10 protein-coding genes and 1 tRNA gene are annotated in these 14,311 nt (G+C 51.7%); 6 read left to right on the top strand and 5 right to left on the bottom strand.

The window, feature by feature from the left end; genetic code table 11:
- The first annotated feature begins 81 nt into the window (after positions 1-81).
- Positions 82-408, top strand: a complete 327-nt coding sequence (locus GOV85_RS19415; protein WP_171181290.1) for a TIGR02300 family protein — start codon at positions 82-84, stop codon at positions 406-408.
- 143 nt (positions 409-551) lie between these two features.
- Positions 552-627, top strand: a tRNA-Ala gene (locus GOV85_RS19410).
- Between the two features lie 511 nt (positions 628-1,138).
- Here GOV85_RS19410 and GOV85_RS19405 read toward each other — a convergent pair.
- The gene (locus GOV85_RS19405; RefSeq protein WP_171181288.1) at positions 1,139-1,666 is read right to left on the bottom strand and encodes a hypothetical protein; all 528 of its coding nucleotides are present in this window, start codon (positions 1,664-1,666) and stop codon (positions 1,139-1,141) included.
- A gap of 944 nt (positions 1,667-2,610) precedes the next feature.
- Here GOV85_RS19405 and GOV85_RS19400 point away from each other — a divergent pair.
- Positions 2,611-3,027, top strand: a complete 417-nt coding sequence (locus GOV85_RS19400; RefSeq protein WP_171181286.1) for a thermonuclease family protein — start codon at positions 2,611-2,613, stop codon at positions 3,025-3,027.
- A 686-nt stretch (positions 3,028-3,713) separates the two neighbouring features.
- On the opposite strand, the gene GOV85_RS19395 is transcribed toward GOV85_RS19400, so the two are convergent.
- The gene (locus GOV85_RS19395; protein ID WP_170756998.1) at positions 3,714-5,384 is read right to left on the bottom strand and encodes an adenylate/guanylate cyclase domain-containing protein; all 1,671 of its coding nucleotides are present in this window, start codon (positions 5,382-5,384) and stop codon (positions 3,714-3,716) included.
- Positions 5,385-5,738: 354 nt separating this feature from the next.
- On the opposite strand from GOV85_RS19395, the gene GOV85_RS19390 reads away from it, so the two are divergent.
- Positions 5,739-6,902, top strand: coding sequence for a M20 aminoacylase family protein (locus tag GOV85_RS19390; RefSeq protein WP_170485048.1), 1,164 nt, complete (start codon positions 5,739-5,741; stop codon positions 6,900-6,902).
- 1,454 nt (positions 6,903-8,356) lie between these two features.
- Positions 8,357-9,187 (top strand): class I SAM-dependent methyltransferase, encoded by an 831-nt coding sequence (locus GOV85_RS19385; protein ID WP_170485050.1) that lies wholly within the window; start codon positions 8,357-8,359, stop codon positions 9,185-9,187.
- A 64-nt stretch (positions 9,188-9,251) separates the two neighbouring features.
- Here GOV85_RS19385 and GOV85_RS19380 read toward each other — a convergent pair whose 3' ends face one another.
- Complete coding sequence (locus GOV85_RS19380; protein ID WP_170485051.1) at positions 9,252-10,679, bottom strand: adenylate/guanylate cyclase domain-containing protein; 1,428 nt, start codon at positions 10,677-10,679, stop codon at positions 9,252-9,254.
- Positions 10,680-10,798: 119 nt separating this feature from the next.
- On the opposite strand from GOV85_RS19380, the gene GOV85_RS21445 reads away from it, so the two are divergent.
- Positions 10,799-10,963 carry a hypothetical protein gene (locus GOV85_RS21445; RefSeq protein ID WP_217358304.1) on the top strand — a complete coding sequence of 55 codons (165 nt, stop codon included), beginning with the start codon at positions 10,799-10,801 and terminating at the stop codon, positions 10,961-10,963.
- A gap of 103 nt (positions 10,964-11,066) precedes the next feature.
- On the opposite strand, the gene GOV85_RS19375 is transcribed toward GOV85_RS21445, so the two are convergent.
- The gene (locus tag GOV85_RS19375) at positions 11,067-11,960 is read right to left on the bottom strand and encodes an NAD(P)-dependent oxidoreductase (RefSeq protein WP_171181284.1); all 894 of its coding nucleotides are present in this window, start codon (positions 11,958-11,960) and stop codon (positions 11,067-11,069) included.
- A gap of 317 nt (positions 11,961-12,277) precedes the next feature.
- Entirely contained in the window at positions 12,278-14,083 is a 1,806-nt protein-coding gene (locus GOV85_RS19370; protein WP_171181282.1) for an adenylate/guanylate cyclase domain-containing protein, read from the bottom strand.
- Positions 14,084-14,311 lie beyond the last annotated feature (228 nt).

The raw sequence follows: 14,311 nt of genomic DNA, 5'->3' as shown, positions 1-14,311 counted from the left end.
AAAGACTTTGACAGTGCCCTCTGCCTGTGGCAGGTGAGCTGAATCATTTAGACGACTCACCTGATATCAAGGGGATTTGACATGCCCAAGGAAGAATGGGGCGTAAAGCGCGTTTGCCCGACAACCGGTAAGCGGTTCTACGACCTGAACAAGGACCCGATCATCAGCCCCTACACCGGCGAGATCGTGGAGCTTGAAACATCCAAAAGCCGCATGATCGCGGCGGATGCGGAAGATGCAGCTTCGGTCAAGGCGCGTGAAAAGGCGTCAGAAGAGGATCTGGTTCTGGACGATGACGATAATGTTGACGTCGAATTGGATGACGATCTGCTGGACGACGATGACGACAACAATGATGACGTTTCTTTGGACGACATTACCGACATGTCCTCGGAAGACGACAACTGATCAAGCAGAAGGCGGCCCCAAGGGTCGCCTTTTTCATTTGACCTGAAGGCGGGGCGGAAATTCACGCTCAAATCCAATTTTGGACTTGCACTTGCCGTCACTGTCTCCTAAACGTCCGCTCACCGCATCGACGGTACCATGATGGGGCCTTAGCTCAGTTGGGAGAGCGCTTGCATGGCATGCAAGAGGTCAGGGGTTCGACTCCCCTAGGCTCCACCAAAATATCAATAAAATTCATATGGTTACGAGCCGTCTCGGCTTGTCCTGTGAGGGGTGCGCCCCTCGGGGGTGCGATCGGGGTGCGGTATCGTCCGCAATATGGGCAATATGGGCTAGTTTGACCGACGACTCACCCACCCACTGTCAAACTTCCGTTGACAGGGGTGAGAACAATAGTAGAACAAATTCATGCGCAAATGGCCCCGAACGATTCCGTATGATCTTAAATGTCGGCTGGAACAGTTACGTGAGTATCGCAGCGCACCAAGCATCCAAACCCAATGGGGTGAAATGCTGGAATGGCTGGAAAAGCATGGGGTAGAACCACCAGATCATGCATTGCCCACCGAACCAGAATTAAAAGGACCGGTCGGTCACCGTTAGGCTGCTGACGAGGATAGTGGTGAAGGCAGTCTGAAATACTGCAGGTCGGGACGCAAATTTTTTGTCATCACTAACGAACAAAAAAAGGCCACCCAAAACTTGAGCAGCCTTTAGAAAATTCGAATGATCAGTTTGTCAGAGAAGCGTTGCATGCACGCGCCGCTTCTATCGCCTTTTTTGTGCCAGCAAGACTAATTTCGAAGGCAAAGTTGGACTCCGGCATCACAATCATCGTTTCGCGTTCCATCACGTCTGTGACGAAGTCAGGATTGTTAGCAAGGAGATAACCGCCTTTGTACCCGTCTGCCAAATTGGGCGGCGCTGCTGTTGTATCGCCATAGTACAATTTATTGTCCATGAGCAGCTCTACCTTGTCATCCTTAAACTCGATGTCAGCCTTGGTGAAAACACCCATGTAGCCGAAATCCTTGTCTGGCGTTAGACCCATTTGCACAACGTTGGTATTCTCATCCACCCTTTCAATCAGGCAAGTATTTCGGCTCTTGTCCACAAAGATGTTCCAGCCAGATTCCTCGCCATAGTTTTCAAATTCCGCATTGTCTTTCGGCAGAATGTTCTTGTCTTTGGCATGTCCGATTGTTGCTCCACATGCAAGAACAGCAGCCACAACAAAAGTCTTGGTCAGCGATTTCATAGAATCTCTCCCATAATATTATTGCAGAATAAGAATGTGACGATAGGCGCTGAACGCGAGTTTCGCAAGCAAACCTTCAACCCTAAATAACTGTGCCGTGGCTCTTCATTTGATTCAATAAGCGCGACGTTCAGCACCGAACGACTCATTACCGACCGAACCAGAATTGAAAGGTCCGGTCGGCCACTGGTGACGGAAAACTCGTTACCCCCTCATCCCCAAAAAAACCCGCATTGTTCGGAGGGAAACCAATTGAACAAAGCGGGCGTTAGTTTCGGGGTACCTAGATTACGCCTAGGATCGCGGTTTGGATCAAAGTTCCCCGCGTCACCTTAATCTGGGATGATAGGCAACGCGGGGATTTAGTCTGACCATGGGACTGCCCAGACTAAATGGGGCATGAGTGTTACGGGTCGTTTCGCTGGTTGGATCAATAGCCGGTACCCCGCCTCAGTTCAGCGGGTGTTTTTTCTCTGGGCGAACCGAACATCAAAGCCAGTATCCATGACTTGGTTGAGTACCTTGGATGTTGATGTACCACGGTACGAACCTCAATTCGGATTAAAACTTCCGAGATTAGCTAAGCAATTGATCTGTATATTATTAATTTGGCGGAAATTAAAAAACTATTGGCCGTGATTCGAAAGCAATTCGACCCCAAAACACCCTATTTGAACAACATACATCATCCGCTTCGTGGAAGGGTTTTGGGAACAATGGAACTAGTTTTCTTGGCCGTTGTATTTGGCGGACTTTTGATTAAGGTCACTGGCTCAAGCCGCTCTATAGGTCGCTCCATAGGCCGTGCGGTAGGTCGCTCTCGTCGGAGAAGAACCTCCCTAAAGCCGGTAGTTCGACCTAACAATCGGCGATCAACGCTGAAGCCAGTTGTTCGACCCAACAATAGACGCCGCATCCACAAGCCAGCATACCCAATACCAGCAATGCCAAAGAGCATGATGCTGCAAGGGCGTGCTTATGTGATAGATGGAGACACTATCCGAATAAATGGAACAAAAATTCGTTTGGCTGGAATCGATGCTCCGGAATTGGACATGCCTTACGGCCAAAAGTCCAAATGGGCGATGGTCGAAATTTGTAAGGGGCAGACCATTACCGCAGAACTTGATGGTGAAAGGTCTTACGACCGACTTGTGGGAACATGCTATTTACCAGACGGTCGAGACATTGGTGCAGAGTTAATTAAACAAGGACTGGCTTTAGATTTGCCGGAGTTTTCTCGTGGTAAGTATCGCCATCTAGAGCCACCGGGAGTGCGTCGAAGGCTCGTTAACTGGCAGTTTGGGCATGCTTCTATCCGCATTCGACAGAGGACGACAATAAAGGTGAGCCGGAGCTGAGACTATTAGGCTCTGGACCTATTAACAGGTCGGAGCGTAAACGGCTGCTTTGATCCAGAGCAGACACTGGTAGAAAACACGGCTATGACCGGGTTGCGGACAAAGCAGACGGTTTGAGTGAAAGTACGCTCCAATTGTCCAGATCGCGACAAGTCTTTCCTAAGTTTGGAAGTTTGAGGAGTGGTGTCCCAAATGGTCTAAAAACACCAAACATTCCCGCAAAGGTTAACAATGCGTGTTGTTGGATCGTGAATGTGCACTCATCTTGCCATCTGGGCCGTACAATCTCTGAAAAACACGATATCCTTATGCGATCAGGGCTACGAGTGCTAATTTTTAACCGTTGTTTTTGTGCGAGTTGAATATGGTAAACCTGAGTAAATGGAAGCTATTCCAAACAGAAAGTAATCTCTCCCAATATGTCTCAGTTGGGAAAAGCTCTCAAACACCTGTACGAGCTTTCTTTGAAATAGCTGGACCAGTTTTCGTTCTTTTAGTTTTGATTGCCTACGCCCTTTATAGTGCTTCTGCAGCAAACTATGCATCGGCCCTTATCTGAAGCCAGTTAGCTTCGTCTGAAATGCGAGGGCTCTGGGCGTTTGAAGAGGTTCCAGCGTCAACGGCTGCTTTGACTAGGGCAGACGTGGGCGGAAAACATGGCAGTGACCGCTTTGCGAACTAAGCTGTCATTCAACAAACCGCAGCACATCACCAGAACCAGGGGCCAACGCTTCTCTTAACCACAAGTGAGTGTCAGGCAGTATTGGTTCTTGGACGAAAAAGTTCTCACCGTCTTCTAGTTGAGCCGCCAAAGCTTTTTCTTTTCGGGCTTCATCGTGGTGTCCGAGTTGCCAAAGCGATAGGATAAGCAGCTTACGAAAGCCTCGAACGCTTGGCTTGAGGTCAATCATCTCGCGCAGAGTGGATACTGCTTCTTCGTAATCCGCACCACAATACTCTGCTACAGCCATTTGCAGTCTGCGGTACGTCCAGAACGGGTCATTTCGAAGTTCGGTACCCTTACGTATTGCGGCGGCTGCTTTCTGATACTCTTGAGCCAGAGTATATGCGTAACCCAGCCCTATATGCGCTTGCGGATAATTCGGACTGAGATTGTAACACGCCTTCGCGTCTGACATCACTTTAGTGGGGTCACGCTCGGTCAGGCTTCGAAACATGCATCTTGCAAAGAACGCGAAGTCGCTTTGCGGCAATAACTCGACGGCAAGATCAAGCGCACGCGAAAGCTCGTCCAAAGTTTCGCCTTCAACAGCTTCGAACCTCACTTTGTATCGCTGGAGCACTCCAATGGCCCACATACATTGGCTCATACCGTCCCTAGGGCTCAGGCGTCTGGCGCGGTCCATCACAGATACGCACCGTTCAAGATCCGGTATCGTGCATTCATAAAAGAGGCCTGCCGCACGGGTGCGCAGTTCTGAAACGCTTAGATTTTCATCTGGGATTTCACCAATACGGTTGTTGTCCAGTGAGTTGACGAACAACCGCAACTTTGCGTCAACTTCCCCAGCCACTTCATCCGTGAATGCAAAAAGATCAGTGGCTTCATCCTCAAAAACATCTGCCCAAACCGTTGCGGCGTCGTCAAGAAGCACCAGCGAGAGATTGACCCTTGCCCGGTTACCCGACCGGCGGAACCTGCCGCGAAGGTTGTAAGTTGTTCTTCCTGTCGTGCCGATGGACATGTCGCGCACCTTGATCCCCGTACGCCGGGACAATCCGTAGACAATCTGCTCGTGCAAATCCTCAGCGGCAGCCTTGGTTTCTTCGTCAGGCGGTGCGGCAACAAGCCTTTCAACTCCTATAGTAGGCACCTCGTTGGAGCGGCTGCTGACGGTTAATTTATCTGGCCGCCACTGGAAGCACTGAATTGGGCGAGGGATATTCTTTAGCTTGAAACTGCCCGCATCCGAGAAACCCGCGCATTGTTTTTCTGATAGCTGATTGTAGACATCGGCGGAAATTAGAACGCCCCCAGGCGGCGCCTCGGTCTGCAGACGACAAGCAATGTTTATGCCTGTTCCGTACAAGTCGGTTTCATCTTTTACGATATCACCCATATGGATGCCCATGCGCAGTCGAGTGTTCGGGTGTTCCGCAAGGCCGCTCTGCACTTCCAGAGCCGCAAGAACGGTCGACGCGGCATTTGGATAGGCCACAATCCAGCCGTCACCCATCCGTTTTAGAACTTCACCTTCATGCTTTGCGACAATTGGCTCGAAGAGTTTGTCACGCAATTCATGGACCAAGTCGATTGCAGCGCTTTCGTCCTGCGCCATCATTAATGAGTAATCCACCAGATCGGCTGCCTGAATGAACGCAAAACGGCGTGACATGTTGTTTCTGTTTCTCCCCAAATACTCTCAGGATGCCAATTTTGGGTCTCGCAGAATGGCGGGTCTCAACTCTTCGAGACTTACTGGTCATAGGGGCGTTGTCAAACCAAATGGCTTTAACGAGTGCGGCCGCTCTGGGCTCGATGCGGACATTCAGTTAATAACGCCCAATGTCTGCAATGCGGACAATGCCGTTGTTTACGTGGCTTCGAAACTCTAGCCGTGTAGGCGAACAGAACAGAAGGCTGCTCTTGCTATAAGGCGGAGTCTCAGATGGCGAGTTTGGCGTATTTCGTTGCGGGCGTGCCGGCCTGTAGCCATAGTCCTGACCGAACGAAGTAGGAGATGCACCTCATGCCCGCCCGCAACAGATTTGCCGAACTGCATGCCGAGATCACTGAATGGCGGCGGGACATTCATGCTCATCCCGAACTGCGGTTCGAAGAACATCGAACTGCTGCAAAGGTGGTCAAATTGCTCACAGAGTTTGGCTGCAATGATGTGGTCTCTGGCGTCGGCCGGACCGGGGTCGTGGGCGTGATTCACGGTCGAACGCAGGCATCAGGCAAGGCGATTGGGTTTCGAGCGGACATGGACGCATTGCCAATTCCGGAAACCACAGGTTTATCGTACGCCTCGACTAATCCTGGCGTTATGCACGCATGCGGTCATGACGGACATACTGCAATGCTGCTTGGTGCTGCGAAATACCTAGCCGAAACGCGCAATTTCAACGGTACCGTAGTGCTGATATTCCAGCCCGCTGAGGAAGGTAGCGGTGGCGCGCGCGCGATGCTTGACGATGGATTGATGGACCGTTGGGGCATTCAGGAAATTTATGGGATGCATAATTGGCCGGGCATTCCAGCTGGTCAGTTTGCAGTGCGCGACGGACCGCAAATGGCCGCTACTGCGTTTTTCGAACTCACAATCAAAGGCAAGGGAGGCCACGCAGCGCTACCTCATATGGCGGTGGATACAACGGTGGCTGCTGCGCAGGTGATTACCGCGCTACAGACCATCGCGGCACGCAACATCGACCCGCTAAAATCCGTTGTTGTTTCCACCTGTGGACTGCGCAGTGACAGCAATACCTTCAACGTTATCCCGGACGAGATAAAATTGCGTGGTACGGTGCGCTATTTCGATGCTGATGTACATGAGATCGTGCAAAAACGCCTAGGCGAGCTTGCCGAACTGACGGCGCAGGCAAACGGTGCAAAAGCACATCTAGATTACACTTCACGCGTGCCACCCACCATCAACAACCCAGAGGCCGCTGCGCGCGCTGCTAAGGTGGCACAGGCAATTTCCGGCGATGTTATCCGTGAATTCGACCCGGTCATGCCCGGCGAGGATTTCTCTGAAATGCTGGCCGAACGGCCCGGAGCTTATCTCTTCATCGGCAATGGTGACAGCGCTGCCCTGCACAACCCGGCCTACGAATTCAACGACGACATAATCCCGGCAGGCAGTACATGGTACGCAGAGATGGCGGAGAGGCGCATGCCAATTTGATCAGGAGTAGCTGTCCCAATATGACAACCGCTGTACTAAGAAACCTGTTTCCCGGTTAGATGGTTTGCCGTCGGTTGGTTAGTAGGAAGAGATGACTTTGCACTTAAGTCATGCTCTTTCTTGCGGCTATTCCTGGGCCCTGTGCCGCTTCGATCGGCAGCAGATCTTCTCGAAATTGCGGTTATGCTGCGGGCAGCAGTCGCCGCTTGTAGCGGGCCTTGCGCTTCCACAAAGGATTGGCAGATCGAATACGCATAGGTCATGATTTCTGGCGAGAAGGTTTCGAATTTTGTGAGGGTAGCCACAGTTAGAAAGAGAGCCATGCCTCGCATGAACAAATGATAATGTTGAAGAGGGTTCTGCACTTCGCGCTCGATCAAACGGGAAAGGCAGTATCCGCCTAGTCAACGGCACCTTCCCGCGTAAGAATTTGTCCTTACAGTTCGTAGTTTTCCAAATACGTCGGATTTCGCTCCGCGCTGCGCTGATTGGCACGATTTGAGTCGTCCGGTTAGACCGTTAGTGCGGTTTGGTTAAATGACGAACAGATTGCTGTTCAGATTTAGATAGCAAGCGGAATCTCCCAATCGACTAACGGTCTACTGGACAAGGTGTAAGAAATCCTATGGTTAAATCGACCAAACCTTGTGCGGCACATGCTTGAGCATGAAGCTAATCAGCGAAAACTCGACCGTCTGTTTTAATCAAAACGCATGCCCACCATCACCCGTGTATTGAATTTGTGAGACATTATCGCAAAAAAGCCCCGCGCAGAGGCAGGAGTTATTTGGCCGCTAGCCCATTGTTGCGAGAACTGCGACGCGCCGAACTCGTACCCCCTCATTAAAATCGTAAATCCCCATCAAGGCGCGCCGCCTCACTCTGATAGATTTGCCGTTTGTTCAAATTGCGCCCATGGGATGAAAAGTGCGGTAGCCTTCTGACATTCAAAAATCGCAATTCAATCTTCGAACAGATAATGAAAAGCTCGTGGGGCGACACGCCGAACTCAACAACCCCCTAAAATCCGGCTAGAAAGACCGGATCACCCAAAAATCTTCACGTGCCGCCCACGGGAAGAGGATCGCATTGTGGCAAAGTTGTGTCCACGGCTCGTTCTGAAACTTACTGTTCGCACTTTGGAAACAGACTATTTCGACTGAGCTTGCCGTATTACGGGAATCCCCCAATTTTAGGCAAGGCGCCGATTGAGTAGTGTGGGATCACATTATCAACTTACCCCCTCGTGATGAAGATAGGGGCTGGCCCGAACCCCCTCAGCCAGCCCCTACGATTGTTCTAGGGTCAGGACCTTTTAAAACGCCCCAACCTCAATCGCAGCTATTGTAAACCGAAGACGTTTGAAAAATTCGGGCTATGACCGCTGAGCGGACAAACCTGACATTCGGAACTACTCCGTGTAGTCTATTGGGATTGATTAGGGAGGCTTCGAAATGACCAATCCCAATGAAGTCGCACATCATTACCATTCTGGTCACTTGCTCAAGCGGATTTCCGATGGTTGCGCAGCACTGGACTTGACGCCGCCAATTTCCCACGACGCTTTGGCCCCGGTTGACGAGTTTCACATTGGCGGACGCCTCGCGACCGAACCGTTTGTGAAGGCTCTCGGCCTTTCGTCCGAAAGCCGGGTTGTCGATTTTGGATGCGGTCTCGGTGGTCCGGCGCGCTATGTCGCTGCGGCTACCGGGGCGCATGTAACTGGCGTCGATTTGACCGCTGAGTTTGTAGAAACAGGACGCGCTCTTACAGAATGGACAGGTTTGTCTGATCGGGTGCAACTCATCGAAGGCAGCGTGCTCGAGTTACCGTTAGAAGCCGCGTCAATGGACGTCGCATATATGATCCATGTTGGCATGAACATCGCGGACAAATCCGGCATAGCGCGTGAGGCAAAACGGGTTCTCAAGCCGGGAGGCATCTTTGCAATCTACGATGTGATGCAAGTGGGAGAGGGGGAAATGGACTATCCTGCGCCTTGGGCGTCTTCTTCAGATCAAAGTGCGCTTGCTCCGCCTGATACATATGAGGCTGCTTTGAAGTCCGTTGGTTTTGAGGTGAGTGACCGGATCGACCGCACTGCATTCGCTAAACAGTTCTTTGCGGATCTGGCAGCCGCGCAAAGCCGTTCAGATGGCCCTCCACCTTTGGGTCTTCATCTGATCATGGGCGAAGACACTGCACTTAAGGTTCAACACATGGTTCGGAACATCGAACGTGGTTTGATTGCCCCAATTGAACTTCACGCGCGCTTGCCAGTTTAGACCACTGTCCATTTGGTGGTTGTACGGTCTGGTCAAACATTTCTGGATGACATCCGTTTGATGTTTAGTCGCCTAAATCAGAAATAACGGACTTTAGACGACGGATGGCTTCCGCGCTTATGCGATCCTTGTCCACAGTGAGGGAATAGCCCTCATCCTCCTCGTGGATGATCGGGCTCTCTCGCGCAGCGGCTTCGTAGGTTGCTGTTGCCGCGTACGTGCGAATCGGGTTTTGAAATCCTTTCACCTGAACCGGCTCACGCTCTTCAACCGAGAGCCAATCTTTCACCAAAGAATAGGTTTCTGCTGCCAGCAATATGCCTCCAGGATCGCATTCAGCCTCAAGCCTTGCAGCAAGATTTACTTCTCGCCCAATTGCAGTGTAATCCATCCGATCATTGGAACCGAAATTGCCTATTGTGCAGTAGCCCGTGTTGATGCCTATGCGGGCCTGAAATGGTCGATCAATCAAGCCTTTGCGCCGCCATCCAGTTTGTAGGTCGTTCAAGGCGCGTTGCATGTCGATCGCCATCCGAACGCAAGCGGCTGCATCTTCCTTTGCGCCCAGACTTTCGGGTTCGCCAAAATACAGCATCATCGCATCCCCAATGAACTTGTCGAAATATGCGCCGTGTCTCTGGGCGATCTTGGACATTTCCGACAGATACTCGTTCAGTAACGAGGTCAGTTCCTCTGCTTCAAGCTGATCAGTAATCTCGGAAAAATCGACAATGTCGGAGAAGAATATCGTGAGTTTGCGGCGGCGACTCTCGATAGCCGCTTGCTGGTTACCGGCTATAATTGACCGATAAAGTTGAGGCGGCATGTACTTGGCAAGCTGTTTGGATACGTTCTCCAGGGTCTTGTTCGATTCACGCATTTGGTTCAGCAAATACAAGTTATCCAAAGCGATATTTGCCTGCGCTGCAAACGTCTTGAGAATATCGAATTGCTCTGTTTGCAGCTTACCGATCGAATGCCGCAACACGGCAAGAGCTCCAACGGTCTGCCCACCTTGAGAAATTGGGACCATCGTTACGGCCCGCGCTCCAGACGCAAGGAAGTTGCCAGCACCAATTCGAAACTGATCTTGTGCCGCCGCGACGTCTGGCAAATCAATCGCCTTGCCATTCAAAATGACGTGGCCGTGGATAGTCTCTGGATGAAGAGGAGCTGGAAAGCGGCGCCGCCAAGCCTCGACACCAGCTGGTTCTGGGCCGGAGATTGCGCCCAAAATCAGTTTGTTTCCTTCCCTCAATCCGATGCTGATTGTCGATTTTGGAAACAGTGTTTGACCCGCTTCAACAATGGAGTTGAAAACCGGTTGGGGATCTCTAATAGAGCTGTTTACCACGTCCAGGATTTTGGCCGTCGCCACTTGTCGATCCAGCGCTTCCTTCAGCCGGATTTCCAAAGCCTCTAACGCGTCAGCTGTTTTGTTGGGCGGATCAGGCACGAGGTCCGGTTGCGATGTTCTCTGACCCTTTGACATGTCGATCATCCTTTTGGGTGATTAACTATCAACCAGGTCGTAATGTTTGATGGATCGAGACTCGACGAGCTCCGCTTTTGCTGGATCAATGTGCGGGCTTTGGTAGTCGCCAACAGTTCGTGAGCATCAATGATTTTAGTTATCCGGATTTCAACGTAACAAACGACAACCACTCTGTAAATTTAACGACGTCAGAGTCAGTAGCGCGATTTTACGAAGGCTTTGATGTTAAGAAGGAAATGACGCAGGATGAAACCTTCCATTCAAACGCCAAGGCAAAATGACTTCTCAGTTCTGATCCTCAGCATGATTGGTGGGACTACCTGAAATCCTTGTTCCCGCATCTTAAAGAGTTCGCATTTAACTGCGTTTGCAATGCGACCAGAATCACGCCTTGAATACGCCGTTTCTCACAGCTACGAAATCCACAAGGTGAGGAACATAGTCGTTCGGTCCGTCACCCCCAGCGGCAAGCGCCATTGCAAAACTGTTTTTTGCGGCGTTTCCGATTGGATTGGACAGCCCCACTTCATCTGCCATGGCTTCTAGGTAACGCAAGTCTTTTAGAGCATTGGATAGAGTGAATTTGTGAGACTCTCGATTGCCTTCAACGGCGTACCCCATGAAGGTTTGATAAAACCCGCAATCCATCCTGCTGCCACGAATGACCGAGTCGAATTCCTTGGTGGATATTCCGACTTTTTCGGACAGTGCCAACGCTTCCGAATAGAGCGCCGCATATCCCAGTGAAAGAAAGTTATTCAGAAGCTTCATTTTGTGCCCTGCAGCACATGGGCCGATGTGAACGATGGTCTTTGCCCAAGCTGCGATAACAGGCTTCAGCCGCTCAAAAACAACAGGATCAGCGCCGACCATGGTCGCCAGCTCTCCATTCTGTGCCTGCACGGGTGTCCCGCCCAACGGCGCGTCCGCCATATGGTGACCGGCCTGCGCTAACTTATTCGCGAGTGCCATAGTGGAATTCGGGTCTGACGTGGAGCAGTCTACAATGACGCTACCGGCCTGCATGGACGGCATCATGGCTGCCACGATTGCCTCGACCTGAGGAGAACCGGGCGCACAAACATGGATAACTGATGACACTGCTGCAAGCTTCGCGAGGTTTTCCGCCTCCGTCGCACCCTGGGCGACCAACTCATCGACAGGTCCACGGTTTCGATGAGCAATCACATTAACTGTAAAACCGGCTTTTAGCAGATTTGAGGCCATGCCTTGACCCATCAAGCCAACACCAACAAATCCGATCGTTTCTTTGCTCATCGGGGTCTCCCTTTACCATTAACGGAGAGTCAGTGTGGACTAGTATAGAATGAAAAAGCAATGGCGGCTTAACTTTGCTTCGTGAACCAAGGCGCAGGACGCAGCGAATGAACGTTTCTAGTCCTTTTCGACAGATGCTTCGCTTGAACCAAATGTCTACATTGGGCTCGGTGAGGTCATTCGCCTGAATACCGCGAGCGACCGCTATGCGGACTAAGCTGCCGCTCGCAGCAACTGCGAAAAACAGCATGCCAAAAAGTAGCTGTGCGCTACCGGGAAACGTCAGCTGCACAAAGTTTTTTTGGTTTCATTTTTTGCTAGTAAGTTCCGTCGCCGCTTTCTTCCAATGGCACTTCGTATCCTGCTAGTCTTAAGCCCTCCATTATTCTTTCAATCAACTCATCGGGCATGCCTCTCGCGCGGTAAGGCGCACGCGGATCCTTGTGGAAATTGGGAAACTTTGTCTTCAGCTTCGCCACAGTCTCTTCGGCCCTTTTTTTGTCCCCGTTGAGCGCATAACAAGCAGCAAGACTGGCCAAAGTGTGGTGAGACGTGGCCCCCTTGGAAAGAGCTACGTTTATAGCTTCCTCGTAGTCGCCTTTGCTGATCGCATAGAGATGTTCGGCATTTCTGAAGCCGGGGTGTAATTTCGGGTTGAGCGCCCTTGCCCGTGCAATCCATTCGATGCCGTTTTCGAAGTCGCCCGAATAGGCCAGGAATATCCCCAGATCAGCCAGAATCCATGAGTCATTCGGGTTTAATTCGACGGCTTTCTGGGCGTATTTGTGGAACACGTCCATGCTTTCTCCCAGCAGGCGGCTTCGCACCGCCAATGAATAGTAGGCGTCCGGGTTGTCACGATCCGCAGCGATTGCATTTCTGGCGGCTTCCTCGCTGAGCTGCGCCCAGTTTGGATCGACATCGTAGGAGTTTTTATAGGAATCTAGATAGTTGTAGGCCAACCGTGACCAAGCCAGGGAAAACCCCGGTTCCTCCCTAACCGTGCGCAGAAGGCAGTCCCGCGCCCTGCGGTGTTCAGGCAACGCAAATGTTTGATAGAACCAGTGCGCCGTCATGTAGCACTCGTAGGCGTCAAGGGTTTCCGGCGCTTTTTCTCTGATCAACTGGAGCATCTCCGTTTTGAACAAAGGCGCATCGCTTGATCCAACCAACGAGGCGATCTTCCGCGCGATCTCAAGCTGCACATCCAGAACGCTCGCAAGGTTAAGGTCGCGTTCAAACGGCCCCGGCGCTTGAAGCTGCAAGCAGGTCCGAGCATCGATGAAGGTGGTCGTCACCCGTATTTTCTCGTTCGACCGCTGCACAGTTCCACCGAGGATGTAATCGGCACCGGCTTCATCTCTGATTTTTCTGCAATTGGCATTATCCCCAAATGCAACGCCCGTTTCAGGTGCCAGCACGAACAAGTTCGAAAACTTCGCAAGCAAAGCGTTGATGTCGCGGGTGAGACCATTACTGAAGTATTCATCCGCCGGGTCGCCACTCACGTTTTCAAAAGGTAGGATCAAAATGCGCGGTCCGGTCGGCAGGGCTTGTTCCTGGTGTGAGGGATATAACTGGTACACAGCCAACGCGAGAACCACGGCAGCCATCGCCACCAGCGAGCCGACTTGACGCGCCCCCCAGCGCGACATTGGTTTCACAGATTTTTCGGCGGGCCAGGTCCAGATTTCGACGCTTTTCGTGATATTCTTCAGACTATGCACACCGGAATACCCGAACGTGGCATCCACCTTGCCCAAGACCTGATCTGCAACCGGTTTGGACATGATGATCCCATCCGGCGGCGCAAGCGCCTCAAGCCGCGCTGCAATATTGACACCATCACCCAGGAGGTTTCCGTCCTGATCCATCACATCGCCCAGATGCACACCGAAACGGAACCTCATCTGTCCGGCTTCCGGTTTTCCGGTATTACGCGCCTTCACTGCTTCCTGTGAACTCAACGCGGCCCGCACCGCTTCCACAGGGCTTGCGAATTCAGCAATCACGCTATCACCGGCACTGCCAAAAATGCGCCCCTCGTGGCTCTCGATCTGGGCATCAATCAATGCTCGGCAGGCTGTCAGTTCTGCCAACGCGGCTTCTTCATCCTCGCCCATCAACCGGGAATATGCCACAGCATCCGCGACGAGGATAGTGGTCAATCGGCGATCCATCGTTGCCTCCCGGTGAACCGATAGTACACAACGCGCGCGCAGTTTTGTAGCGTGCAAATTAATGCGCTGTTTTCCTTTGCCAGCGAAACATCCGGTTTTGGCTATATGAGGAAAATCTTGCTGCGGGCGCCACCGAAACGGAACAAAATTATCTGAACGTTCCCTTCGTAA

It is taken from the genome of Ruegeria sp. HKCCA4633, assembly GCF_013034605.1.
In the GTDB taxonomy this organism is placed as follows: domain Bacteria; phylum Pseudomonadota; class Alphaproteobacteria; order Rhodobacterales; family Rhodobacteraceae; genus Ruegeria.
The sequence above is the reverse complement of the archived record's forward strand: the minus strand, read 5'-3'. Positions and strand labels throughout refer to the sequence as shown.

What these genes read in the sequence shown, in the direction of transcription:
- GOV85_RS19415 (WP_171181290.1), top strand. Translation starts at nt 82, where the DNA reads ATGCCCAAGGAAGAATGGGGCGTAAAGCGCGTTTGCCCGACAACCGGT.
- GOV85_RS19405 (WP_171181288.1), bottom strand. Translation starts at nt 1,666, where the DNA reads ATGAAATCGCTGACCAAGACTTTTGTTGTGGCTGCTGTTCTTGCATGT.
- GOV85_RS19400 (WP_171181286.1), top strand. Translation starts at nt 2,611, where the DNA reads ATGCCAAAGAGCATGATGCTGCAAGGGCGTGCTTATGTGATAGATGGA.
- GOV85_RS19395 (WP_170756998.1), bottom strand. Translation starts at nt 5,384, where the DNA reads ATGTCACGCCGTTTTGCGTTCATTCAGGCAGCCGATCTGGTGGATTAC.
- GOV85_RS19390 (WP_170485048.1), top strand. Translation starts at nt 5,739, where the DNA reads ATGCCCGCCCGCAACAGATTTGCCGAACTGCATGCCGAGATCACTGAA.
- GOV85_RS19385 (WP_170485050.1), top strand. Translation starts at nt 8,357, where the DNA reads ATGACCAATCCCAATGAAGTCGCACATCATTACCATTCTGGTCACTTG.
- GOV85_RS19380 (WP_170485051.1), bottom strand. Translation starts at nt 10,679, where the DNA reads ATGTCAAAGGGTCAGAGAACATCGCAACCGGACCTCGTGCCTGATCCG.
- GOV85_RS19375 (WP_171181284.1), bottom strand. Translation starts at nt 11,960, where the DNA reads ATGAGCAAAGAAACGATCGGATTTGTTGGTGTTGGCTTGATGGGTCAA.
- GOV85_RS19370 (WP_171181282.1), bottom strand. Translation starts at nt 14,083, where the DNA reads ATGGGCGAGGATGAAGAAGCCGCGTTGGCAGAACTGACAGCCTGCCGA.